This window comes from Flavobacterium xizangense (genome assembly GCF_054075145.1).
The window spans coordinates 58,445-83,838 of record NZ_JBSIPG010000004.1 but is presented as its reverse complement, the minus strand read 5'-3'; the positions used below and the strand labels follow the sequence as shown (position 1 = coordinate 83,838).

The following is a 25,394-nucleotide window of genomic DNA, read 5'->3' as shown; positions in this document are numbered from 1 at the left end:
TATTTCCTATAAAAATATAATCAAAGATTCATAAGATTATTTTATATCTTTTACGGTTTTCCATAATCACAATAAATTATAGTTGGTTTTCAAATATATATAAACAAAAAGCCTTCAAACCAAGTACAAACACCTGATTTAAAAGCCAACAAATAATCTTTATAAATTAAGACTTAAATTCCAAAAAAGCTTTTAGAATTCCTAGTCGTTTCTTCCGCTACTTTAGCTAAAGTAATTCCTTTAAACTGTGCAATTGTTCCGGCAACATACGGCAGAAAAGCAGGTTCGCAACGGCGTTCGTGGTATTTCTTCAAAAGGCCGTTTGAGACATTTTTAGGAAGCATAAACGGCGCATCGGTTTCAATCATCATTCGGTCGAGCGGTACGTACTGAATTACTTCTTTTAAAGGACTGAAACGCTTGGCATCTGAAATCGCTCCCGTAAAACCCAAATAAAATCCGTTATCGAGATAGGTTTTGGCTTCTTGCAATGTTCCCGTAAAACAATGTACAACGGCTTTTGGCAATTGCGGTAAATAGTCTTTGGTAATATTCATAAACGAATTAAAAGCTGCCCTTTCGTGCAAAAACAAAGGTTTCTGAACTTCAATCGCCAATTCTAATTGGGCTTTATAACATTCTTCCTGTTTGTTTCGTGGCGAAAAGTCACGATCAAAATCGAGTCCGCATTCACCAACCGAAATTACGTGTTTCAGTTCTAATAATTTCCTGAGTTTCGAAATACTCTGCGCATCAAAACTTTTCGCATCATGCGGATGTATGCCCGCCGTAGCGTACAACACGCCCGGATACTGCCTCGCAATCTTCGCAGATTCTTCGCTATTTCGTACGCTTGTGCCCGTGAGTATCATTTGCGATACATCGGCGTCGAGCGCGTCTTGTACGACATCGTCTATGTCGTTTTGGAATTGTTTGTTCGTTAAATTAATTCCTATGTCTATATAATTCATTTTTTTAAAGTTGCTAAGGTTCTGAGAGGCTAAGATGCTAAGGTTTTTTCCTCTCTGAACCGATTATTTTTTCTTTTAAGATTTTGTAGAAGAAAGAAGCAAGAGGCAAGACGGTCATATCTTTCTTCTTGGCTCTTGTTTCTTTCTTTTCCAAAATTCAAAGAAGCAAGAGTAGAAATCTCAAAAATCTTGCTTCTTGGCTCTTGTTTCTTCTTAGTCCTCTCGGCTTCCGTCATCTGCCATTCTAACCAATTTTGGACTAAACTTCGCTACGACATCAACCAAATCCTGTTGTGCTTCCATAACCTGATTGATATCTTTATACGCCATTGGAGCTTCGTCTAGACCTGCTCCGATAAGCGTAACGCCATGATCTTTCAGGATCGATTTCATCTCGGTTGGTGTGATGTTTTTTATGGATTGGGTTCTGCTCATTTGTCTTCCTGCTCCATGCGAAGCCGAATTAATGGCCTTCTCCTCGCCTTTTCCTCTCACCAAAAATCCCGGTGCGGTCATACTTCCCGGAATGATTCCCATAACGCCTTTTCCGGCTGGAGTTGCTCCTTTTCTATGCACGATCACTTCTTCGCCGTTCCAGATTTCTTTCCAGGCGAAATTATGGTGGTTTTCGACTTTGGCTAAAATCGTCGCACCCAAAGCACGTTCCATTTTGTTATGAATAATCTCGTGACAAGCCGAAGCGTAATCTCCCGCCAAATTCATCGCCAGCCAGTATTCCTGACCTAATTGCGAATTCATATCCAAATACGCCAAGTTTTTGGCTACTTCTGGAAGCTTACATTCGTCTTTGGCTATTTTAGTATAATGTCCCGCAATAGTTGCTCCCATTCCGCGTGAACCGGAATGCGTTAATAAAGCGACGTACTTTCCTTTTGGGATATTCAAGACGGCATCGTCTTGTGCAAATTCCATGATTCCGAATTCCACAAAGTGATTTCCACCACCTGAAGATCCTAATTGCGACCAGGCTTTATCTTTCAAATTCTTCACAAACGGATTCATATTGAAAGTTTCGTTCTCCAAAACCGCATGATCTGATTTGTACTGACCGTGAAATCCGTGACCTGCTCCAAAAATAGAGTTGGCAATTAACTCTTTTTTGAATTTAGCTTCGTTTTCAAAGTAAAAATCTTCTGGAATATCGTAAACCGACAACGCCATTCTACACCCAATATCAACTCCAACACCATACGGAATAATGGCATTTTTTGTGGCTAAAACTCCGCCAATCGGTAATCCGTAACCTTGGTGAGCGTCTGGCATTAAAGCTCCGGCAACCGTAACGGGAAGTTTCATGGCAACTTCCATCTGTTTTCTGGCTCCGTCTTCGATATGATCCAATCCGTAAGCGGAATACGCATTCGGAGTTTCATTTAAAGCGATGAAATCTTCTGGTTTTTCATTTGATTTTTCGATCAAAGCTACAGCCAGTTTGCTGAAGATTTTATCGTCTATATAATGCTCCGGAGTTTCTAAGACGTTTTTGAAATTGGTAATCATTTCGTCTCTTGTGAATCCGTTTCTTTTGCTGTTTATTTTTAATGCGATTCCGATTGTTTTTCCTTCTGGAAATCCTAATGCTAATATATCTGTACCGTTTATTTGTGTACTCATGATTTCTATTTTTTTGATAGTACAAAGATTTTATTTTACTACGCAATTATTTTGCGCAGTTAAAAAAGAATTTTAAATTTGAGTAAAAAACAAGATGAATTTACATAAAATTTATTCTGATTTACTTTTGAATATTGACTTTTCAGCAAATGAAATTCAGCAAAACTGGTTGGATTTAGAAAAGGCATATTCCAAAAAATCAAGGCATTACCATAATCTCACGCATTTAAAAGAAATGATTGCCAGTTTTGAAACCTATCGCGATAAACTTCAAAACCCGGATGAAATATTATTTTCTATTTTTTATCACGATTTGTTTATGCGGCTTCTAAAAAAGATAACGAACTCAAAAGTGCTGAATATGCTTTGGCCGTTTTATCTGAAAATAGCAATCTAAATAGACAATTAGTTTTTGATGCTATTTGTGCCACACAGCAACATCAGCAAAATGTAATAGAAGATATTAATTGGTTAATCGATTTTGATTTGAAAATCCTTGCTAAAGATTGGGAAGATTATAAAATCTATATCAAACAAATTCGAAAAGAATATCGCATTTATCCTGATTTTTTATATAAACCCGGACGCGCAAAAGCTTTAAAACATTTTGTGGAAAATGAGTTTATTTTTCAGACCGAGGAATTTCGGAATTTATATGAGGAGAAAGCGAGAAATAATATTGAAAACGAGATTTCATTATTAACGTAAATGCGTGAGGGATTGAGGCGGTATCCTTTTATGAAGCGATAGCGGAATAAAAGATATAGCCGAAAGCCCGGCCCGGAGGGATACGCCCAAAAACAACACAACAATGTCACAAAACAAAAACGCCTTAATCCGGTACAAAACGATCGATAAATGTCTGCAGAATAAATACCGGCAATGGACGCTCGAAGATTTAATCGAATGCTGTTCTGAAGCTTTATTTGAATATGAAGGTCGTCAAAATCCAATCAGCAAACGAACCATTCAAATGGATATTCAGTTGATGCGTAGTGAAAAACTGGGTTATAATGCGCCAATCGTTGTTTACGATAAGAAGTATTATAAATATGAAGATGAAGATTTTTCAATAACTGATATTCCGCTGACGGAAACCGATATGAATGTTTTGACCGAAACGGTTTCGATGTTGAAACAGTTTAAAGACTTTTCTCTTTTTAATGATGTATCCGATATTCTACAGCGATTGGAAGATAAAATCTACGCCGAAAAATCACACACAAAGCCAGTAATCTATTTGGATAAAAACGAAAATTTAAAAGGCTTACATTATTTAGATGAAATTTATCAGGCGATTATCAAAAAAGTGGTTCTTATTATTACCTATAAATCTTTTAAATCGCGAGAAGAAACCAAATTCCATTTTCATCCTTTTATATTAAAGGAATTTAATAATCGCTGGTTTTTGATTGGTAAAACCAAAAGTTCACAACCCATTACCAATTTAGCACTTGATCGTATTATAGGTATTGATTATGATTTTAATGTTCAATATCTGGATGAAGATTTTGATGCCGAGTCCTATTATAAAGACATCATTGGTGTGACCGTTAATGCAGGTTTAAAACCCAGACGCATTGAACTTTTGATTGATGCCAGTAATGCACCTTATGTGCTCACAAAACCTTTGCATCCGTCGCAACGACTGATTATGGAAAATGAAGATAAAAGCATCATTGTTCATTTATTTATTTCTCCCAATTATGAAATGGAACGCCTTTTATTAGGTTTTGGAGATTCTATTGAAATTCTCCGACCTGAAAACTTGCGAAACAGAATGAAAAAGATTCTGCAGAATGCATTGTGCAAATACGAAACAGAGCAGAAAACAGATTTAAACGCATAATTTTTTAAATAATAGCGAATTAAAACGCGTTTTAAAATCAAAAAAGTTTTTTTACCGCATGAATTTTGTTAAAATTTCAAAAAAGAATAGTATATTTCAGTTAAAATTTAACCATAAAACCCTAGAAACCAAAGGCATTTTTTAATTAACCAAAAATTTATTTAAAAATAATATGCATGCATAGTATTTTTTAATTATATTTGAAATCGATATAGTTACCTATGAAAGATAAAACGATAGATTATATTTTGAGAGCGACATGGCAAGCTGTTTCAAGAATGTATAATGAAGAAGCTGCAAAGTACGATGCCACAATGGCCACAGGATTTGCACTTTTAAGCATGGACAAGGAAGAAGGAACACCATCGACCGCTTTAGGCCCTAGAATGGGAATGGAAGCCACAAGCTTAACCAGAACGCTCAAATCTATGGAAGAAAAAGGTTTAATTGTTCGCAAGAAAAACCCAAGTGACGGCCGAGGCGTATTAATCTACCTGACCGAATTTGGAAAAGAAAAAAGAGATTTATCTAAAAATACAGTTCTGAAGTTTAATGAAACCGTTAAGAAACATGTTTCGGAAGAAAAGCTGAAACATTTTATCGAAGTTTCTGAAATCATCAACGAGCTGATTCACGATAAAAACATATTTAATCAAACAGAAAATACAGAAGAAAAATAATCAATTTTTGATTGTCCTGATTCTGAAAAAAACAAATAATAACTAATATGAAACGCACAATTAAAAAAGTTGCTGTAATTGGATCCGGAATTATGGGTTCAGGAATAGCTTGCCATTTTGCTAATATTGGTGTTGAAGTTTTACTTCTTGACATCGTACCACGCGAATTGACCGAGGCTGAAGCTAAAAAAGGATTAACTCTTGAAAGTAAAGCTGTTCGCAACCGAGTGGTAAACGAGCACTTGGCGAATTCATTGAAATCAAAACCATCTCCTATTTACAGTCAAAAATTCGCAAATAGAATTACAACTGGAAATACGACTGATGATATGGCAAAAATTGCCAATGTTGATTGGATTATCGAGGTTGTTGTAGAGCGTTTGGATATCAAAAAATTAGTCTTTGAACAAATCGAGAAATTCCGTAAACCGGGAACTTTGGTTACTTCTAATACTTCTGGTATTCCAATTCACTTTATGAGTGAAGGAAGAAGCGAAGATTTTCAACAACACTTCTGCGGAACTCACTTTTTTAACCCTGCGCGTTACTTAAAATTATTTGAAATTATTCCTGGTCCAAAAACTTCAACTGAAGTATTGGATTTCTTAAACGAATACGGATCTAAATTCTTAGGAAAAACTTCGGTTGTTGCTAAAGATACTCCGGCGTTTATTGGAAACAGAATTGGTATTTACGGAATTCAGAGTTTATTCCATTTAGTTAAAGAAATGGGATTAACGATTGAAGAAGTTGATAAATTGACTGGCCCAGTAATTGGTCGTCCAAAATCGGCTACTTTCCGTACGGTTGACGTTGTTGGATTGGATACTTTGGTACACGTTGCTAATGGTATTTACGAAAACTGCCCAAACGACGAACAACACGAATTGTTCAAACTTCCTGATTTCATCAACAAAATGATGGAAAATAATTGGTTAGGAAGCAAAACAGGACAAGGTTTTTATAAAAAAGTAGATAAAGATATTCTTTCTTTAGACTTAAATACATTAGAATACCGCGCTGCAAAAAAAGCAAATTTTGCAACTTTAGAACTAACTAAAACTATTGACAAACCTATCAATCGTTTTAAAGTTTTAGTAAAAGGAACAGACAAAGCGGGAGAATTCTACCGTAAGAGTTTCGCCGGAATGTTTGCTTATGTGTCAAACAGAGTTCCTGAAATCTCAGACGAATTATACAAAATTGACGATGCCATGAAAGCTGGTTTTGGATGGGAAAATGGTCCATTCGAAATCTGGGACGCAATTGGTGTTGCAAAAGGAATTGAAATCATGAAAGCAGAAGGTTTAGAACCTGCTGCATGGGTTACTGAAATGCTGGCTTCTGGAAGCGAAAGTTTCTACACTGTAAAAGAAGGAGCAACTTATTTCTATAACATTCCAACAAAATCACAAGTAAAAGTTCCTGGACAAGATTCATTTATTATTCTGAACAACATTCGCGAAAGCAAAAAAGTTTGGAGCAACAGTGGTGCAATCATTCAGGATTTAGGAGACGGAATCTTAAACTTAGAATTCCAATCTAAAATGAATACAATTGGTGGCGATGTACTTCAGGCTATCAATAAAGCAATCGACTTATCTGAAAAAGAATATCAAGGTTTAGTTATTGGTAACCAGGCAGCGAATTTCTCTGTTGGAGCTAATATCGGAATGATTTTCATGATGGCGGTTGAACAGGAATACGACGAATTGAACATGGCTATTAAATTGTTCCAGGACACAATGATGCGTGTTCGTTACTCTTCTATTCCAGTTGTGGTTGCGCCTCACGGAATGACTTTTGGTGGTGGTTGCGAAATGAGTTTGCACGCTGATAAAGTAGTTGCTGCTGCAGAAACTTACATGGGATTAGTTGAATTCGGTGTTGGTGTGATTCCTGGTGGTGGTGGTTCTAAAGAAATGACTTTAAGAGCTTCTGATTTATTCCGTAAAAACGATGTGGAATTAAACGTTCTTCAAGAGTATTTCTTGACAATTGCAATGGCTAAAGTTTCGACTTCTGGTTACGAAGCTTTTGATACCGGACTTCTTCAACACGGAAAAGATATTATCGTAGTAAACAAAGATCGTCAAATCGCTGAAGCTAAAAAACATGCGTTGTTAATGGCTGAAGCTGGTTATACACAACCAATCAGAAGAAATGATATTAAAGTTCTAGGAAAACAAGCTTTGGGAATGTTCTTAGTTGGAACGGATCAAATGGAAGCTGGAAAATACATTTCTGAGCACGACAAGAAAATTGCTAACAAACTGGCTTATGTAATGGCCGGAGGTGATTTATCTGAAGCTACTTTAGTATCTGAACAATATTTATTAGATATCGAACGTGAAGCTTTCTTATCTCTTTGTACTGAACGTAAGACTTTAGAGAGAATTCAATATATGTTAACTAAAGGAAAACCTTTGAGAAATTAGTATTTGAGTATTAAGATTTGAGTATTAAGTATTAAGATTAAAAGAATTATGCATCAATTTAAAAAGTTGAAAATCTGGCAAAAGGCTATGGATCTTGTAGAAAACGTCTACAAAGTTTGTGCAGAATTACCCTCAGATAAAAAATTTAACTTAATAAGTCAAATAAAAAGATGTGCAGTATCTATCCCTTCAAATATAGCTGAAGGTTCTGGCAGAAATTCTAATAATGAGTTTGCTCATTTTTTAGGAATTGCAAATGGTTCAACTTATGAATTAATCACTCAATTAATGATTTCAAAACGTTTGAAATTAATAGCTGAAGAAAAAATATCAACTATAATAAATGAATTAGTAGAAGTCAGCAACATGAATTTTGCGCTTCAAAGATCACTAAAAAAATAATAACTATATCGATTGGCAGTCTTAATACTTAATACACCAATCTTAATACATTTTATAAATGAAAACAGCATATATAGTAAAAGCATATAGAACAGCAGTTGGAAAAGCTCCAAAAGGTGTTTTTAGATTTAAAAGACCTGATGAATTAGCAGCAGAAACCATTCAGTTTATGATGGATGAACTGCCTGATTTCGATAAAAAACGTATTGATGACGTTATGGTAGGAAATGCCATGCCGGAAGCAGAACAAGGTCTTAACGTTGGACGTTTGATCTCTTTAATGGGATTAAAAGTAGAAGATGTTCCTGGTGTTACAGTAAACCGTTATTGTGCTTCTGGATTAGAAACTATTGGAATGGCGACTGCGAAAATCCAATCAGGAATGGCAGATTGTATTATTGCAGGTGGTGCAGAAAGTATGAGTTTTATTCCGATGGGAGGTTACAAACCAACTCCGGATTATAAAGTTGCCGCTGCAGGTCACGAAGATTACTATTGGGGAATGGGTTTAACTGCTGAAGCGGTGGCTAACCAATACAAAATCTCAAGAGAAGATCAGGATGAGTTTGCTTACAACTCTCACATGAAAGCATTAAAAGCACAAGCAGAAGGAAAATTTGACAAACAAATCGTTCCGATTACTGTTGAGCAGACTTTCATTAATGAAAATGGTAAAAAAGAAACAAAATCATACGTTGTTAACAAAGACGAAGGTCCAAGAGCAGGAACTTCTAAAGAAGCTTTAGCAGGTTTAAGACCTGTTTTTGCTGCTGACGGAAGCGTTACTGCGGGTAACTCTTCTCAAATGAGCGACGGTGCTGCATTCGTATTAATCATGAGTGAGGACATGGTTAAAGAATTAAACCTTGAGCCAATCGCAAGATTAGTAAACTTTGCTTCTTCTGGTGTTGAGCCAAGAATTATGGGTATCGGTCCTGTCAAAGCAATTCCGAAAGCATTGAAACAAGCGGGATTAACATTAAACGATATCGAGTTAATTGAGTTAAACGAGGCTTTTGCTTCACAAGCTTTAGCAGTTACTCGTGAACTAAACATCAATCCAGAAATCGTAAACGTAAACGGTGGAGCGATCTCATTAGGTCACCCTCTCGGATGTACAGGAGCTAAACTTTCTGTTCAGTTATTTGACGAGATGAAACGCAGAGGTAACAAATACGGAATCGTTTCGATGTGTGTGGGAACTGGGCAAGGAAGCGCTGGTATCTACGAGATGTTATAGTTTTTAAGAGGAAAGAAGCAAGAAGCAAGACTTAATTTTGGAATGAAGATGTTCTGAAAACAAGATTTTTAAAAGTAGTAAAAAACCTACTTTTAATTTTTCTTCTTATCTTGCCTCAAAAACATGAGACACAATTTTAAGAATTTGAAAATTTGGATTTTAGCAATGGAAATCACTAATGATATCTATAAATTAACAGCCTCTTTTCCAAAATCAGAAACGTATAGTTTAACAAGTCAAATGAATAGATGTTCTGTTTCAATGCCTTCTAATATTGCTGAGGGCTCTAATAGAGGAAATAAACACTTTCAGAATTATTTGAATATTAGTTTAGGTTCGTCATTTGAATTACAAACGCAATTACTAATAGCTTTTCAAAATGATTATCTATCTAAGACAAAAACAGAAGAAATAGAAAACAAAATAATTGAATTTCAAAGGATGACATCAGGTTTCATAAGCAAGTTAGTTTAAAATCTTTCTTCTTGACTCTTTCATCTTTTATCTAAACAAAAACAAAATGGCAGATACAATCGAAAAAAACGTGACTCGTGGTGGTCAGTTTTTAGTTAAAGAAACAAAATGCGAGGATATCTTCACACCAGAAGATTTCTCTGAAGAGCAGTTAATGATGCGTGACTCCGTAAAAGAGTTCGTTGACAAAGAATTATGGGCGCATAAAGATCGTTTTGAGAAAAAAGATTACGCGTATACAGAAGCTTCTATGCGTAAAGCTGGTGAATTGGGACTTCTAGGAGTTGCAGTTCCGGAAGAATACGGCGGATTAGGAATGGGATTTGTTTCTACAATGTTGGTTTGTGACTACATTTCTGGAGCAACTGGATCGTTCTCAACTGCTTTTGGTGCACATACAGGAATTGGAACTATGCCAATCACCCTTTATGGCTCTGAAGAACAAAAGAAAAAATACGTTCCGAAATTAGCTTCTGGAGAATGGTTTGGAGCTTATTGCTTAACTGAGCCAGGCGCAGGATCTGATGCTAACTCAGGAAAAACAAAAGCGGTTTTATCTGAAGATGGAACTCATTATTTGATTACAGGACAAAAAATGTGGATTTCGAATGCAGGTTTCTGCAGCGTTTTCATCGTTTTTGCTCGTATTGGAGATGATAAAAATATTACAGGTTTCATCGTAGAAAACGATCCTTCAAATGGAATTTCTATGAATGAAGAAGAGCATAAATTAGGAATTCGTGCTTCTTCTACTCGTCAGGTTTTCTTCAACGAAACAAAAGTTCCGGTTGAAAACATGTTGTCTGAAAGAGGAAACGGTTTCAAAATTGCAATGAATGCTTTAAATGTTGGTCGTATTAAATTGGCAGCAGCTTGTTTAGATGCTCAAAGAAGAGTTACTTCTGGCGCTGTAAAATATGCTAACGAAAGAATTCAGTTCAATACTCCTATTTCATCTTTTGGGGCGATTCGCGCGAAATTAGCTGAAATGGCAACTAATGCTTACGCTGGAGAAAGTGCTTCTTACCGTGCAGCAAAAGACATCGAAGACAGAATCGCTGCTCGTGAAGCAGAAGGAACTTCTCATCAAGAAGCTGAATTGAAAGGTGTTGAAGAATATGCTATCGAATGTTCTATCTTGAAAGTTGCAGTTTCTGAAGACGTTCAATCTTGTTCTGACGAAGGAATTCAGATTTTTGGTGGAATGGGATTCTCTGAAGATACTCCAATGGAGAGTGCTTGGAGAGATGCTCGTATCGCTCGTATCTACGAAGGAACAAACGAAATCAACAGAATGCTTTCTGTGGGTATGTTGATCAAAAAAGCAATGAAAGGTCACGTTGATTTACTTGGACCAGCAATGAAAGTTCAGGAAGAATTAATGGGAATTCCATCTTTTGATACTCCAGATTTCTCTGAATTATTCTCTGAAGAAAAAGGAATTATCGCAAACCTTAAGAAAGTTTTCTTAATGGTTGCTGGGAGCGCGGTTCAAAAATACGGTCCAGAGTTAGATGCTCACCAACAATTATTAATGGCAGCTTCTGATATCTTAATCGAGATCTACATGGCTGAAAGTACAATTTTGAGAACTGAAAAATTAGCAAAAGCTCAAGGCGAAGATAAAGTTCAGGAGCAAATCGCTATGGCAAAATTATACTTATACAAAGCTGTAGATATCGTAAACTTAAGAGGAAAAGAAGGAATTGCTTCTTTCTCTGAAGGTGACGAACAACGTATGATGTTAATGGGATTAAAACGTTTTACAAAATACACCAACTTGCCAAACGTAGTGGCATTGAGAGAAAAAATCGCAGCAAAATTAGTAGCAGAAGATACTTACTGCTTCTAATATCACAATAGTTTTTAGCTTTTAATTTGTTTAAGCCCGCGCAAGTCCGAAACTGCGCGGGCTTATTTTTTTAGTCAGTCAACTTTGTCAAAGTTTCTATAACGCAATATTTTTGCAACGATTTGCAAAATATTCGTTAAAATCAACTTTCTCAGTTATATAAAATGATTAAATATTGAATGTATTACTTTATATTTAACATTCTAAAACTTCAAAAAATAAAAAATGAAACAAATTAACCTATTTGCATTTTTATTTCTCTGCATTTTTTCCACAGCGACTTTTGCCCAGAAAAATAAAAAATTGGACATTATTGCTTATTATACAGGCGATTCCAAATTAATTGACGAATACGAAGTCAATAAACTGAACCAAATTATCTTTAGTTTTTGTCATTTAAAAGGTGGAAAACTAAATGTAGATTCTCCAAAAGATTCTATAACGATTAAACATTTGGTTTCGCTAAAAGCAAAAAATCCGCAACTAAAAATTATTCTTTCACTTGGCGGCTGGGGAGGTTGTGAGCCTTGTTCTGCTGCTTTTTCAACTTCAGAAGGAAGATTAAAATTTGCAAAATCAGTTAAAGAAGTAAGTGATTATTTTAAAGTTGACGGATTAGATTTAGACTGGGAATATCCAGCAATTGAAGGACTTCCGGGGCATTTGTATCAAGCGGTTGACAAACCAAATTTTACCGAATTGCTTAAAATTCTTCGTTCTACTTTAGGGAAAAAATACGAATTGAGTTTTGCTGCAGGCGGTTTTCAAAAATATTTAGATGAATCGATCGATTGGAAAGCGGTAACGCCTTTAGTGAATCGTATCAATATTATGAGTTATGATTTAGTAAACGGCTATTCTAAAGTTACGGGACATCATACACCATTATACAGCACAAATCCAAAAGAAGAATCAACAGACAGAGCAGTGACTTATTTATTAAATCAAGGAATTCCTGCTGAAAAATTAATTATTGGAGGCGCATTTTATACCAGAACTTGGAAAAATGTAGAAAACGTAAATAATGGTTTGTATCAGTCTGGAGAGCATACTGAAGGAGTTCAATTTAAAAATTCCTCAGCTTTTTATACTGAAGCAAATGGTTGGAAATATTTTTGGGATGATAAGGCAAAGGCTCCATATTGGTATAATGAAAAAGAAAAAGTTTTTGCAACCGGAGATGATTTAGCTTCAATAAAAGCTAAAACGGAATATGTAAAAGCTAAAAAATTAGGCGGAATCATGTTTTGGGAACTTCCTCTGGACAAAACCCGTGACGGAATGGTAAATGCCATTTATGAAGTTAAAAACAAATAATTAAATTAAAAAACGGCAGTTTTCTCAAAAAGATAACTGCCGTTTTTTTTATGATAAAGTTCGTCTTTATTTTACTTTTGTCTTGTCTAATTCTCCAATAAACGGAATTGCTTCTAAAATCTCACTTCTTATAATCGTTTGGAGATAAACCTCAAGCTGAATAAATTTCGCTGCATTTATAGCACCAATTGCTTTCTTAGCCTGACCATAGGTTTTCTCATATAGTTTTTCGTATGCAATATGATTTTTCAATGTCCCTTTTGCCAATTCATCTGCTTTGGCATCAGTTAAAGTTGCATAATTAGCTGCATAATCATTGATAAGCTGAAATTTATTCTGTCCTAAAGCTTTGCGTTGTGTTTCGTAATTGTCGTAAACTTTCGCAAAAGCAACTGACTGTTCATCAGATAAATTCATGTATTGTTTCACCAAATCACTTTTCGATTTTCCGTACACACTCTGTAAAACTTCCACATCTTCTTTGAAAGAAGATTGCGCATTAACTGAAAACGTGGCAATTGCCATAATAAAAATAAGACGTAACTTTTTCATAGTTTTGATTTTTAATTTGTTCTTAAATAATTATGCACTATTAAATATACTGATTTTAAATATTTTACATTTAATTTCTATTTTAGAAAAAAGAATACTGATAGACGGCTGATAAAGCATAATAATCCAAACCATTATTGGTAAAAGCCCCAACATGATATTGAAACCTAATAGATTGTCCTTTTGCTATAGGTGTCGAAAATGTACCTCCTACTCTCCAGTTATCAATTTGGCTGGCTTCAGGAACTCCATCGATTATTGTTTTTCCGCCAAAGAACCAAGTCGTATTAAAACCAACCCACATCTGATTTTTAAAATAATAACTAGCATGCGCCTGTAAACTATAAGTTGGTTTTTGCTCCATTTTTTTTCCTAAAAAATCATTATTGTCGGTATAAAACCAAACGCCTCCATAAGCCTCTGCATATACATGAGCGAACCGTTTTGAAATACCAATTTCAGGTTTTATTCCCCATCGGTTTGTACCGATATTAACTCTCTTATCGTCATAATATCTTCCTGTCGGAATTGAAGTTACCAGACTCACCCCTAAAATTGTTTTTTGCTGAAAAGCCCTAAACTCACTTTTATCAAGAGCAGGAGAACCTAGCAAGTTAACACCAAAGCGCACTTTTGTGTCGGCAAAACCAGTTCTTGAACCTGTCACTAAATCACCCGCTACTAATGCAGAACCATCCATAAAAGTAAAGGGGAGGGAAACCTGTATTCGTGCCAGTTTATTTGCCAAACCAAAAGTCCTGATATAACTCGCCGCAATATTATGACTCTGAATTTTAAAATCAGAAATAGGCAGAGACGGCTCAGTTACCACATTTCCGTCCATAAATACATATCCGAACGCTGCTACATTTAGTTTTTTGGGAACATTGGCATAAGCTCTTGGCTCTAAGTCCTGTCCATAACATAAAATCGAAAACAAAAGTAAAGTCACACAGAAGTATTTTTTTGGCATAAATAAAAGAATTGGCAATTAAACATATTAATTTTTAACTTCTTTTGTCTTAGGTGCTTCTACTTCACCATCATAAGAAATTGGCGCTCTGTTATTGCTGGTTACTGACAGAGAAGCATCTCCATTAAAAAAAACATTCAACAAAAGATCATAAACATCATTTTTGCCTTTTACTGTCGCTCTTAAAGTATATTTTTTCTTTGCTTTTTCAATTCTAATATTTTCAGGAACACCTTCAAATTTGATTCCGCCATCGCCTCCATACGCTACATTATAAGCTCGTCCAAAAAAGGGAAGGTCACAAGTCGTATTAGTTTCATTAAAATTTAGAAAATAAGTATTGTAATCAAGATTCAAAAGCCTTCCGCCTTGTGGCATTGCTTTTTGCGCTTCAAAAACAAAATTTTTAGAATCGATTAAAGCTTCGATCTCTTTTTGTTTTTTCAACTCTTGTTCGGCTTTAAGCTCTTTTTTAGTTTTTTCCTGCGCAAATGCCGGAAAACTCAAGAAGCTGACGAACAGTAATAAAATGGATAATTTAACTGACATAAAATAAAATTTAAGAGTTAAAATAGAATACTTTATTTTTTGGTAAATCGCATCATCGCAATATCGCCTGAAATAAAATTTAAAGTTTTTCCGTCATCGGTAACGTCATAAGAAGTTATTTTCTGAAGCGTGCTCATAAAAACCTGTTCGCCTTGCCCATCCATACACATCATTTTCGTAACTGCCATTGGCTGGGTAAAATCAATTTTGTTTCCTGTAACTCTAAGTTTTCCCGTAAATGAATTACAACTATTGTTTCCTGAAACCTGATTTTCTTTTGTGTCAAAATTAATTGTTGGTTTTTTATTAGGGTATAAACCATCAAAAGCTATTCTTGGGCCGGTAATATAATTTAACTCCCAATTTCCATCGATTTTTGAAACTGAATCTGTCTTTTGACATTTACAGGAAATTAGCACGGCACTTATGAAAACAAGTGCAAAAAAATTCTTCATCATAATATTAAGCGTTTAAGATTAATGAATTAGAAAACGAGACTTGGGAAATTTTTCGTTAAAAAGCTATACGAATTTAAACAATATTTTTTTGTTCTGAGCTCAAAGTGCCATTAAATTACGTTTAATAGTTTTAGATTTATTTAACTTTTTGAGTTAATTATATCGGCTTTTTTATGTTAAATTTACTTAATCATTAATTTAAATGCCTCACACATGAAAAAAGCACTTGTTTCTTTCGCTATAATTACAGCCCTAATTATTGGCTGTAAGACTAATACAAAATCAAATGATGCCAAAACTTTGACTGTAAATTTGGAGCCAAAAAGCAACAGTACTGTTAGCGGAACTGCAACTTTCACGGAAAAAAATGGTAAAGTAACCTTTGTTGCAAAAGTTGCCGGATTACAACCTGGAGTTCATGCCATTCACATTCATGAAAAATCAGATTGTTCTGCAGCAGACGGAAGTTCTGCAGGTGGCCACTGGAATCCAACTTTCAAAAAACATGGAAAATGGGGAGTTGGCGAATATCATAAAGGTGATATAGGAAACTTTACTGCCGATGCAAAAGGAAACGGAACTATTACATTAACCACTGACGAATGGTGCGTTGGCTGTGGTGATGCAAATAAAGATGTTTTAGGAAAAGGTTTAATCGTGCATCAGGGAACAGATGACTTTACAACACAACCTACTGGAAATGCAGGTGGTAGAGTTGCCTGTGCAGGAATCATTAAATAATAAAAAAATCATAATAACCACTATTTTTTCACAAAATCTAGTGGTTATTTCATTTAAAATAAATTCCAAAACGAGAAAAAACAGTTAGCTTTGTAGCCTCAAATTAAAGTCAATGATCAACGCATCGGCACCAGGCTGGATAGATAAGTTTTTTAGTGAACAAAAGTTTTCAGAAGCGATTCCTTTTGAAACTACAGATTCTTTTTACTATAAAGTTAGAGAAACTGGCTTTATCTATGGGCATATCATTTCTATTGATACGCAAATTCCAATCCCTATAAAAGGCTGGTTTAAGACTGAAATTTCTAAAGTTGCGTTATTAAATACCTTGTATCATGTTTTTTGTTTGGAAAAAAGAAACTCTGAACCAAGTAACTTTATTTCAGAGGCTTTAAAATTCTACAACCAGATGAATCCGGAAGGTTTCAACTTGTTTAAAATCTTACTGCCAAAAGATACTCCTTCGCTTTCATTAGAAAACATAATCGATCAAAGGGTTCAGACAAATGACAGTATTATCAGTAAAAACTTTTCGCATTTAGTTACAAATGCCTTATTATTTATTGATGTTTTGGCCTTCAGACAATATTTGGAACATGGGGCTATTCCTGACAAATATTTAAAACGTATTGAAGAAACCGTTTTAGGAATTGTGGGACTTGCGTTAAAAACAAAAACGGTCAAATCACAACACGATGATTTATTGATAAAACTTTTCGAAGCGTCAATTCGTTATTCTAAATTTTCAAAAGTTACTGTAGAAACATTAGAAACATTGTCTCTGGATTATTTCAGCAATACATTAGAACATTACTATTTAATAGATATGGCCGGAATGGCATTGTGGAGCGATGGCGTTGTTGAAAATGAAGAGGCTTATTTCTTGTATTCATTAGGTTCGATGATGAATGTTTCAGATGATTTTGTGACCAATAGTATTGCAACAACAAATGCGTTTATTACTACTCATAAAAAGAAAATTCCTTATTTCAATTACTCAAATCCGGTAAAACATTTTTATGATCAAATGACGCACACCGTTGTAAAACTGATTATAAGAAACAAAAACCGACTAGTAAAAGAAATCGTTCAGAGTAAAGAGTTAATGGTATTGTTGGCCTATTCAACAACCCGCGATTTGGACGCCAAAGAAAAGAAAAAAGTAAAAAAACAGCTTTTAGATATCTGTAAAACGATTCCGTCATTGACAATCTTTTTGCTTCCGGGAGGAAGTTTATTATTGCCTATTTTGATAAAATTCATCCCAACAATGCTTCCGTCAGCTTTTAATGAAAATCTTGACGAAAACGAATAAAAAAAAAAAATCGCCCTTTTGGAGGCGATTTTTTATTTTCTATTATAAATCCAGCTGATAAACTGCATCAAGCTCGTCATTTGAACTGATTGTAACATTCAAATCAGTTACAAAACCAGAATTTAATCCATAAACCCAACCGTGAAGCATCAAATCCTGACCATTTTTCCAAGCTCCCTGAACGATTGAAGTTTTAGCTAAATTATAAACTTGCTCTTTAGCATTGATTTCAACAAAAGCATTAAAACGCTCTGTTTCATCCTCGATTGAGTTCAAGTATTTATCATGCAAACGGTATTCATCTTTAATATGACGAATCCAGTTATCAATAATTCCAACTGACTGATTCCCCATTGCAGCTTTTACACCACCACAACCATAATGTCCACAAACAATAATATGTTTTATTTTTAAAACATTTACTGCATAATCCAAAACACTCAGCATATTCATATCAGAGTGAACAACCATGTTGGCAATGTTTCTGTGTACAAAAACTTCTCCTGGTTTTGCGCCAACAATTTCGTTTGCAGGAACACGGCTGTCAGAACATCCAATCCATAATAATGGCGGCTGTTGTCCTTTTGCAAGATCAGCAAAATAGTTAGGATCTTTTGCTAAAGAAGTCTCAACCCATTTTTTATTGTTTTCTAATAACTGCTTATAAAACTCTTTCATTTTTTTATTTTTTGAATGGTATTTTTATTGTTTAAGTCACCAAAAAAAAGAACTTAGGTAAAGTTACCTAATTTCTTACGGTTCCCACAACATTAAAAATACTTTAATTGATTATTTGTTAAAATTGTTCTTTTGAAGTTTCTTTTTTCACCAAAGCTCTTTTGGCAACATCATAATAATGCTCAATTGTAACATGATTATTGTTCTCTGGTGTATTCTCCAATTCGTATGCTTCTTTAAAACCTTTCAGTTTTACTTTGATATTTTCGTCGATAGCTCTGGTTTCCTTAAACTCACGAATCAAATCTAAAACGTCGTGCGCTATATATTCCGTATCATGAGCATTAATTATTACCTTAGAGTTTTCCGGAATCTCGCTTAAAGTTTGCTTAATCGCAGCTTTATTCAAAAATGAAACTTCCTGAGCTAAGTCAATATGAATAATGTCGCCATCTTCATATTCTTCTTTTTTGAAAATATAAGCTCTTTTTAAGTTACCTCTCAGTACAAAAATAATACTGATTATAATTCCCAACGCAACCCCTTTCAGCAAATCTGTAGCAACAACAAAGACTAAAGTTGCTATAAAAGGCACAAATTGATATTTGCCCTTTTCCCAGAAATGCATGAAAGTTGCTGGTTTAGCTAATTTATAACCTACTAAAATTAAAACTGTAGCCAAAGTTGCTAATGGAATCTTATTTAAAATTGCCGGAATCGACAAAACACTTATTAATAAAAGCACACCATGTATGATTGTCGACATTTTAGATTTTGCACCTGCATTATTATTTGCAGATGATCTAACCACTACAGATGTCATTGGCAAACCGCCTAAAAGCGAACTAATCATATTTCCAATACCTTGTGCTCTAAGCTCAACATTGGTATCGGTATAACGTTTTTGAACATCCATTCTGTCAGAAGCTTCGATACATAATAATGTTTCGATAGAAGCTACAATTGCAATTGTGACAGCAACGACCCAAACCTGAGGATTTGTAACTGCGCTGAATTTTGGAAGTATCAAAATAGATTTAAAATCATCAAAAGATTTTGGAACAGGCAAAGAAACTAAATGCTCTTTTGCAATTGCCAATGAACTTCCTGAAGAAACAAAAACTTCATTAAGCACTACTCCAGCAACAACTGCAACCAATGCACCCGGAACTAATTTTAAGCTCTTTAAAAATGGCACTTTATCCCAGGCAAGAAGTATTACCAACGAAACTGCTGATATTACTACCGCTCCTAATTGAATATGATTAATGACATCAAACAAAAATGAAAACGAGTTGCTTCCATCATTTTGAATAAAAGCCTGATCACCCTCAAAATCAGCATCATAACCAAATGCGTGTGGTAATTGTTTCAAAATGATAATGATACCAATACCCGCTAACATTCCTTCAATTACATTAGTAGGAAAATAGTTTGATATACTTCCGGCTTTTAAAAACCCTAATGCTAATTGAATTATTCCTGCGATAAAAACAGACAGTAAAAACACATCAAAAGCACCAAAATCAGTAATAGCGGTTAAAATAATTGCCGTTAATCCAGCAGCCGGACCTGAAACGCTAATGTGTGACTGGCTTAAGTAACCTACTACTATTCCACCAATAACACCCGCTATAATTCCAGAAAATAAAGGCGCTCCAGAAGCCATTGCTATACCTAGACACAATGGAAGAGCCACCAAAAAAACCACCAAACCTGAGGCAAAATCAGATTTTAGGTTAGCAAAAAGATTGATTTTTTTTGTCATAACACAATACTAAAAAAATTATTCATTAAAGTTTGACCGCAATTATACAAATGCAGTTCAGTTCAAAATAATCGGAAGTATTATGCCAAGTTGGGTGGTGGAGCAAATATGCTCGGAGAGATATTCTCTAATTTTACAATATTTTCAGACGCTATTGTCTTTTTTTCAATATAAACTAGCATTACAACTTCATGTTGAAGTATTGCCGGATAAACAGCAGCCTTAAGTTCTTTGTGCGAGTGCTCCTCTTCAGAAAAACTGAAAAACATAGACGTATCATTGCTTTTCTTCATTAGCGTCACCACTGTTGGTGTTGCCAAGAAAGCAATAAATATGAATAATAATATGCGAGCAACTAATTTCATTGAGGCAAAAATAGCGTTAAAGAAATAAAATCAAAGTTTTTTTTATAGAAATTTAACATTAACAAAAAAGCAGAACGCGTTTTTTATGACGTTCTGCTTTTAATAAATTAAAATACAAGTACTTAAATCGTTTCTTCAAGCCATGCATTCATCATCCAGATTGTTTTTTCTTGCTCGGCAATGAAGTCACTCATCATAGAATTTGTTCCTTCATCATTAATCTCGCCAGACTTATTTAAGATTTCTCTTTCTATTTTTAATAAATCAGACAATGAATGAACAATCAATTGAACTGCTTTTTCATCATTTGAAATATTTTTTCCAACTGTCAATTTATTGTTTTTGATATAATCTTCAAACGTATGCAAAGGAGTTCCTCCGATAGTCAAAACTCTTTCGGCTATCATATCTATTTTAAGCTGAGAATCTGTATATAACTCTTCAAATTTTACATGAAGATCAAAAAAACGCTTTCCGCGAATATTCCAGTGAATTCCTCTTAGATTTTGATAATATACTTGAAAATTGGATAGCAAAATATTCAGTTCTTTTACTAACAATTCTGATTCTTTAACTGGTAATCCTAAAATATTTGTTTTCATAATCTAATTTTTTACACTAATTTACTACAAATTTAAAGTAAGTTTCATGAAAATTATATAAATAAAAATTATATTTTCTTATTTTTGCATCAAAAATTACTATCAATATGACTATAACTCAATTGCAATATGTATTAGCTGTTGCAGAACATAAAAATTTCACTCTGGCTGCTGAAAAGTGTTTTGTAACACAGCCCACTTTAAGCATGCAGATTCAGAAAATTGAAGAAGAACTCAATATCTTAATTTTTGACAGAAGCAAGAAACCTATACAGCTTACTGATATTGGACAAAAGATTGTAAACCAGGCCAAAAATATTGTAAACGAAGCTGACCGAATCAAAGATATTGTTGAACAGCAGAAAGGTTTTATTGGTGGTGAATTTCGTTTAGGAATCATTCCGACGATCATGCCAACGCTTTTGCCAATGTTTTTGAATAATTTTATAAAAAAATATCCAAAAGTTAAACTCTTAATTGAGGAGTTAAATACGGAAGAAATTATTCTAAAATTAAAAAACGGACATTTGGATGCGGCAATTGCGGCAACTCCGCTTGAAGACGAAAAAATTAAAGAAATCGTTTTGTATTTTGAGCCATTTGTTGCCTATATCCCAGAGCATCACGCAATTTTTGAAAAACAAGAAATTGAAGTTGCTGACTTAAATCTAAATGAAATTTTGCTTTTACAAGACGGGCATTGCTTCAGAGATGGAATTTTAAATCTTTGCAAAAGCGTTTCTGATGCCGATCAAAATAATTTCCAGATTCAAAGTGGTAGTTTTGAAACCCTAATTAAATTGGCCGACGAAGGTTTGGGCACAACATTACTTCCGTACTTGCACACCTTAGACTTAAAAGAATCCGATAAACTGAAACTCCGTAACTTTAAGGAACCAAAACCTGCCCGCGAGGTAAGTTTGATTTACCCAAAGAGCGAATTAAAAATGCAAATCATTGACGCAATCAGATCTACAATTGCAGGCGTTGTAAAAGGAGCAATTGTTTTTCAGAATGTTCAAATCATAAGTCCGCTACAAAAGAAAGCGTAATAAAAAAGGAGCCAATTTGGCTCCTTTTCTTTTATACTTTTATCAGTAGTAGACTTTGTTTTAATTCTGGTTTTTCGATTACAAAACTTAACAACCATTCTTGTAATTGTTCCATTTCATAAGGTAACAGTGTTTTGATAGCTTTTTCTAACTCTTTGCAGAAAAGTACCGGATCGAAACTTACTCTTTCAAGTATTGATTTCGTGTAATCAAACATCATTTTTGACATAATAAAATAAGATTTTTGGGGTTATCTAATTTTTTAAACTCGCACCAAATTTAAACAAATAACCTTTATAACAACTCTTTTTAACTATTTTTTTTAAAAACTTTAGCAACGAATACGTTTTCTTAAAACATATACTTCAATATAGAATGATTCTAAACAACTCGCTCTAAGCGTCTTTAAAGGCGCGAAACATCTCTCGTTTTCCAGGAGGACCAGCTAATTTTTCGACTCTAAATCCAACAGAAATCATACTTCTTTTAACAACTCCCCGGGCGGCATATGTTACTAAAACGCCATTCGGTTTCAAACTATTGTACATTTTCTGAAAAATTTCGGTACTCCAAAGTTCCGGTTGCACACGATATCCGAAAGCATCAAAGTAAATCAAATCAAAAATTTCAAAATCATTGATTTCATCAAAAAATTGTTTCCTTTTGGTTAACAAGAATTTGTCGCTAAGTTCGGTTTTCTGATTCCATTCACTTTTATGCATTTTCTCAAAAATGTTATCAAATTCCAATGCTTGTAATTCAGCCACATAATTCATGGCCAGAACTTCTTCCGCATTTACCGGATAAGCTTCTACCCCAACATAATCAATAGTTTGCTGTTTATCTTCTGATTCCAAAAAAGTAATAAAAGCATTAAGACCAGTTCCAAAACCAATTTCTAAAATTGTTACCGGTTTATCTTCAAACAATGAAAGTCCATTTTTTATAAAAACATGCTTCGCTTCCTGTATAGCACCGTGTTTTGAGTGATAACTTTCATTCCATTCTTCCAAATGAATTGTCGTTGAGCCATCTAACGTTTTAATTATTTCTCTTTTCACAATTTTCGAATTTTATAATGGACATTAACTAATTTACAGCCCGTTTTATTAATCAAAATTAATCAAAACAAATGCGTAAAGCCTTAAAAAACTGCACTTTTTTCATAAATAATTTATAAAACTTAGCCAAAATTTTAGGTTTATTATAAGATAAATAAATCTCAGTCAAATGCAGGAATTAATGCAGTTTTACTAAGCAACTTACATATTTTTCCGTAATTTTGCATTCAACAAAAACCTATTCTTCATCAGATCACTACGTTATATTTTCATCTGTTAAGAATTCAATTCGATAAAACTTTACATAATTATGAGTACAACTCAAACAAGCAAAATTGAAATCAGAAAAGCTACTTCTTCTAAGATAAGTTCTGTAGACTTTGAAAACTTAAGCTTTGGTGCTGTATTTACAGACCATTTATTTGAATGTGATTACAAAAATGGACAATGGCAGACTCCGGTCATTAAGCCTTATGCGCCAATTTTAATGGATCCTTCTTCTAAAGTCTTTCATTATGGACAAGCAATTTTCGAAGGAATGAAAGCTTACAAAGATGAGAACAATGACGTTTGGTTGTTTAGACCTGATGAAAACTACAAACGTTTCAACAGTTCTGCTGTTCGTATGGCAATGCCAGAAGTTCCGGAAGATATTTTTATGGATGGTTTAAACGAATTGTTAAAAATCGACCAGGAATGGATTCAAAGAGGAAATGGTGCAAGTATGTACATTCGTCCTTTTATGATTGCTACTGGACCTGGAGTTATCGCAAATCCATCTGACGAATATAAATTTATGATTTTACTTTCTCCTGCAAAATCATACTATGGAGGTGAAGTAAAAGTAATTATTGCAGAACATTATAGTAGAGCTGCAAATGGCGGAATTGGAGCTGCAAAAGCTGCAGGAAACTATGCTGCACAATTTTACCCAACTAACTTAGCAAACAAAGACGGTTTCCAGCAAGTTATCTGGACTGACGATGCAACGCACACAAAATTGGAAGAAGCTGGAACAATGAACGTTTTCTTCAGAATCAACGATACTTTATTAACAGCGCCAACAAGTGAAAGAATTTTAGATGGTATTACCCGAAAAAGTTTGATTGCAATGGCAGAAAAAGAAGGATTGAATGTTGAAGTTCGTCCGGTAATTGTTTCAGAATTGGTTGAAGCTGCTAAAAACGGATCTTTAAAAGAAATTTTTGGAGCTGGAACTGCAGCGGTTATCAGCGTAATCAAAGGTTTCTCTTATAAAGGTGAATATTATGAAATGACTCCAGTAGAAAATTCATACGCTTCATTCTTGAAAGAAAAACTAACAAGTCTTCAAAACAAACTTTCTGAAGACACTTACGGATGGACAGTTAAAGTTCAATAAACCAAAATCAATAAAAGAAAAACCCGATAGATTTAAAATTTATCGGGTTTTTAATTTTTATAGCATTCGCTTAAATTTAAGCACATAGAAACATAGATAGAATGTACCTCATATAAAGAATATTAAAGCTATATGCTAATGCAATTGAAACGCCTTTTAAGGGCATGAAAACTATGTTCCTACGTGTTAAAAATTAGAAAAGGATTTATAATAACTTAGAGAAATCTGGTTTAAAGTAGTTTGGCCCTTTCATCACTTTTCCGTCTTCACGGTAAATTGGTTGTCCGTCTTCTCCCAGTTTACTCATATTACTACGCTGAATTTCATCAAAAACCGCTTCGATCTTATCTTGTAAACCATGTTCAATAATGGTTCCACATAAAATATACATCATATCTCCAAGAGCGTCAGCAATTTCGACCAAATCATTATTTTGAACAGCTTCAAGATATTCCTCGTTTTCTTCTTTCATCAAATTATAACGAAGCATTTTTTTAGTTGCTCCCAAATCAGCAATTGGGGTCTGACTATGACCTATTTTAAAAGCCGTATGAAATTCCGTTACGGCATCCAGTTGTTTCTTCATGATTTTAATTGATTAAATGAATTGGCAAATTAGCAACAATTCGTATACAATTCTCTAAATTTGCCAAAAATAATTTTAACTATGTTTAGTCAGGGACAATTAATATTCGGAGTCTGTTTTTTTATTGCTTTTGTAATCGTTATGATTTTTGCTTATCGAAAAGATCTCGCTCTTCATAAAATATTCTACAAAGGAAATTACAAAGTTTTGCTTGTATTTTTACTCTTCATTGCTCTTTTATTTGTGATCAAAATCTTTTTCAAAAGATAGATACCGGATCCCGATTTTTACTTTCATAAAATAAATTTCAAAAATTATAATTAAACGCTTTCAAAATCGTTTAATTTGAATATTTTTTTGATCAAAATAATTTATAAAGTGTATTTTTATCGTGGCACTATTTTTAGTACTACTAGTAATAAAAATTTATAACTTTACGACACCAAACAATCTAC

Annotated in this window: 27 protein-coding genes; 14 read left to right on the top strand and 13 right to left on the bottom strand. The window is 34.2% G+C overall.

Annotation, left to right across the window (positions count from 1 at the left end):
• Window positions 1-173 precede the first annotated feature (173 nt).
• Window positions 174-971, bottom strand: coding sequence for a TatD family hydrolase (locus tag ACWA1B_RS12020; RefSeq protein WP_456907167.1), 798 nt, complete (start codon window positions 969-971; stop codon window positions 174-176).
• Between the two features lie 213 nt (window positions 972-1,184).
• Window positions 1,185-2,606 carry an RtcB family protein gene (locus tag ACWA1B_RS12015; protein WP_456907165.1) on the bottom strand — a complete coding sequence of 474 codons (1,422 nt, stop codon included), beginning with the start codon at window positions 2,604-2,606 and terminating at the stop codon, window positions 1,185-1,187.
• A 94-nt stretch (window positions 2,607-2,700) separates the two neighbouring features.
• On the opposite strand from ACWA1B_RS12015, the gene ACWA1B_RS12010 reads away from it, so the two are divergent.
• The 10 genes from ACWA1B_RS12010 to ACWA1B_RS11965 all read left to right on the top strand — a co-directional run bounded on the left by ACWA1B_RS12010 (window position 2,701) and on the right by ACWA1B_RS11965 (window position 12,858).
• The gene (locus ACWA1B_RS12010) at window positions 2,701-3,003 is read left to right on the top strand and encodes a hypothetical protein (protein ID WP_456907163.1); all 303 of its coding nucleotides are present in this window, start codon (window positions 2,701-2,703) and stop codon (window positions 3,001-3,003) included.
• The gene (locus ACWA1B_RS12005) at window positions 2,973-3,314 is read left to right on the top strand and encodes an HD domain-containing protein (RefSeq protein ID WP_456907161.1); all 342 of its coding nucleotides are present in this window, start codon (window positions 2,973-2,975) and stop codon (window positions 3,312-3,314) included. Before ACWA1B_RS12010 ends, ACWA1B_RS12005 begins: the two co-directional genes overlap by 31 nt.
• Window positions 3,315-3,417: 103 nt before the next feature.
• Entirely contained in the window at window positions 3,418-4,455 is a 1,038-nt protein-coding gene (locus ACWA1B_RS12000) for a helix-turn-helix transcriptional regulator (protein ID WP_456907159.1), read from the top strand.
• 221 nt (window positions 4,456-4,676) lie between these two features.
• Complete coding sequence (locus ACWA1B_RS11995; protein ID WP_456907157.1) at window positions 4,677-5,135, top strand: MarR family winged helix-turn-helix transcriptional regulator; 459 nt, start codon at window positions 4,677-4,679, stop codon at window positions 5,133-5,135.
• Window positions 5,136-5,182: 47 nt separating this feature from the next.
• Complete coding sequence (locus ACWA1B_RS11990) at window positions 5,183-7,573, top strand: 3-hydroxyacyl-CoA dehydrogenase/enoyl-CoA hydratase family protein (RefSeq protein ID WP_456907155.1); 2,391 nt, start codon at window positions 5,183-5,185, stop codon at window positions 7,571-7,573.
• 48 nt (window positions 7,574-7,621) lie between these two features.
• Window positions 7,622-7,975, top strand: coding sequence for a four helix bundle protein (locus ACWA1B_RS11985; protein ID WP_456907153.1), 354 nt, complete (start codon window positions 7,622-7,624; stop codon window positions 7,973-7,975).
• Between the two features lie 58 nt (window positions 7,976-8,033).
• Window positions 8,034-9,215, top strand: coding sequence for a thiolase family protein (locus ACWA1B_RS11980; protein WP_456907151.1), 1,182 nt, complete (start codon window positions 8,034-8,036; stop codon window positions 9,213-9,215).
• 123 nt (window positions 9,216-9,338) lie between these two features.
• Window positions 9,339-9,689, top strand: coding sequence for a four helix bundle protein (locus ACWA1B_RS11975; protein ID WP_456907149.1), 351 nt, complete (start codon window positions 9,339-9,341; stop codon window positions 9,687-9,689).
• 46 nt (window positions 9,690-9,735) lie between these two features.
• Window positions 9,736-11,541 carry an acyl-CoA dehydrogenase family protein gene (locus ACWA1B_RS11970; protein WP_456907147.1) on the top strand — a complete coding sequence of 602 codons (1,806 nt, stop codon included), beginning with the start codon at window positions 9,736-9,738 and terminating at the stop codon, window positions 11,539-11,541.
• 225 nt (window positions 11,542-11,766) lie between these two features.
• Window positions 11,767-12,858, top strand: coding sequence for a glycoside hydrolase family 18 protein (locus ACWA1B_RS11965; RefSeq protein ID WP_456907145.1), 1,092 nt, complete (start codon window positions 11,767-11,769; stop codon window positions 12,856-12,858).
• A 66-nt stretch (window positions 12,859-12,924) separates the two neighbouring features.
• Here the strand turns inward: ACWA1B_RS11965 and ACWA1B_RS11960 are convergent, their stop codons facing one another.
• The 4 genes from ACWA1B_RS11960 to ACWA1B_RS11945 form a co-directional block, all read right to left on the bottom strand.
• Window positions 12,925-13,410 (bottom strand): hypothetical protein, encoded by a 486-nt coding sequence (locus ACWA1B_RS11960; RefSeq protein WP_456907143.1) that lies wholly within the window; start codon window positions 13,408-13,410, stop codon window positions 12,925-12,927.
• Window positions 13,411-13,492: 82 nt separating this feature from the next.
• Window positions 13,493-14,383 carry a transporter gene (locus ACWA1B_RS11955; RefSeq protein ID WP_456907141.1) on the bottom strand — a complete coding sequence of 297 codons (891 nt, stop codon included), beginning with the start codon at window positions 14,381-14,383 and terminating at the stop codon, window positions 13,493-13,495.
• Window positions 14,384-14,410: 27 nt separating this feature from the next.
• A complete protein-coding gene (locus tag ACWA1B_RS11950; RefSeq protein WP_456907139.1) occupies window positions 14,411-14,932 on the bottom strand; it encodes a DUF4251 domain-containing protein in 522 nt (173 codons plus the stop codon).
• 32 nt (window positions 14,933-14,964) lie between these two features.
• Window positions 14,965-15,390 (bottom strand): META domain-containing protein, encoded by a 426-nt coding sequence (locus ACWA1B_RS11945; protein WP_456907137.1) that lies wholly within the window; start codon window positions 15,388-15,390, stop codon window positions 14,965-14,967.
• A 213-nt stretch (window positions 15,391-15,603) separates the two neighbouring features.
• On the opposite strand from ACWA1B_RS11945, the gene ACWA1B_RS11940 reads away from it, so the two are divergent.
• Together ACWA1B_RS11940 and ACWA1B_RS11935 are read left to right on the top strand one after the other, a co-directional pair.
• Entirely contained in the window at window positions 15,604-16,131 is a 528-nt protein-coding gene (locus ACWA1B_RS11940; RefSeq protein WP_133524462.1) for a superoxide dismutase family protein, read from the top strand.
• 112 nt (window positions 16,132-16,243) lie between these two features.
• The gene (locus ACWA1B_RS11935; protein ID WP_456907134.1) at window positions 16,244-17,446 is read left to right on the top strand and encodes an LETM1-related biofilm-associated protein; all 1,203 of its coding nucleotides are present in this window, start codon (window positions 16,244-16,246) and stop codon (window positions 17,444-17,446) included.
• Window positions 17,447-17,488: 42 nt separating this feature from the next.
• On the opposite strand, the gene can is transcribed toward ACWA1B_RS11935, so the two are convergent.
• From can to ACWA1B_RS11915, 4 genes are all read right to left on the bottom strand, one after another.
• On the bottom strand, window positions 17,489-18,124 hold the full coding sequence (gene can, locus ACWA1B_RS11930; RefSeq protein ID WP_456907132.1) for a carbonate dehydratase: 636 nt from the start codon (window positions 18,122-18,124) through the stop codon (window positions 17,489-17,491).
• A 118-nt stretch (window positions 18,125-18,242) separates the two neighbouring features.
• Entirely contained in the window at window positions 18,243-19,892 is a 1,650-nt protein-coding gene (locus ACWA1B_RS11925) for a SulP family inorganic anion transporter (RefSeq protein ID WP_456907130.1), read from the bottom strand.
• An 80-nt stretch (window positions 19,893-19,972) separates the two neighbouring features.
• Window positions 19,973-20,257, bottom strand: coding sequence for a hypothetical protein (locus tag ACWA1B_RS11920; RefSeq protein WP_456907128.1), 285 nt, complete (start codon window positions 20,255-20,257; stop codon window positions 19,973-19,975).
• Window positions 20,258-20,379: 122 nt separating this feature from the next.
• Window positions 20,380-20,859 carry a Dps family protein gene (locus ACWA1B_RS11915; RefSeq protein ID WP_035647250.1) on the bottom strand — a complete coding sequence of 160 codons (480 nt, stop codon included), beginning with the start codon at window positions 20,857-20,859 and terminating at the stop codon, window positions 20,380-20,382.
• 107 nt (window positions 20,860-20,966) lie between these two features.
• Between ACWA1B_RS11915 and ACWA1B_RS11910 the strand changes: the two genes are divergently transcribed.
• Window positions 20,967-21,911 (top strand): LysR substrate-binding domain-containing protein, encoded by a 945-nt coding sequence (locus ACWA1B_RS11910; RefSeq protein ID WP_035647253.1) that lies wholly within the window; start codon window positions 20,967-20,969, stop codon window positions 21,909-21,911.
• 31 nt (window positions 21,912-21,942) lie between these two features.
• Here ACWA1B_RS11910 and ACWA1B_RS11905 read toward each other — a convergent pair whose 3' ends face one another.
• Both ACWA1B_RS11905 and mnmC2 read right to left on the bottom strand, forming a co-directional pair.
• The gene (locus tag ACWA1B_RS11905; protein ID WP_026730370.1) at window positions 21,943-22,140 is read right to left on the bottom strand and encodes a hypothetical protein; all 198 of its coding nucleotides are present in this window, start codon (window positions 22,138-22,140) and stop codon (window positions 21,943-21,945) included.
• Between the two features lie 166 nt (window positions 22,141-22,306).
• Window positions 22,307-22,972, bottom strand: a complete 666-nt coding sequence (gene mnmC2, locus ACWA1B_RS11900) for a tRNA (5-methylaminomethyl-2-thiouridine)(34)-methyltransferase MnmC2 (RefSeq protein ID WP_456907127.1) — start codon at window positions 22,970-22,972, stop codon at window positions 22,307-22,309.
• Window positions 22,973-23,282: 310 nt separating this feature from the next.
• Here mnmC2 and ACWA1B_RS11895 point away from each other — a divergent pair, with 310 nt between their 5' ends.
• On the top strand, window positions 23,283-24,353 hold the full coding sequence (locus ACWA1B_RS11895) for a branched-chain amino acid aminotransferase (RefSeq protein WP_456907126.1): 1,071 nt from the start codon (window positions 23,283-23,285) through the stop codon (window positions 24,351-24,353).
• A gap of 205 nt (window positions 24,354-24,558) precedes the next feature.
• On the opposite strand, the gene ACWA1B_RS11890 is transcribed toward ACWA1B_RS11895, so the two are convergent.
• Entirely contained in the window at window positions 24,559-24,939 is a 381-nt protein-coding gene (locus ACWA1B_RS11890) for a pyrophosphohydrolase domain-containing protein (protein ID WP_456907124.1), read from the bottom strand.
• Window positions 24,940-25,394: the final 455 nt, after the last annotated feature.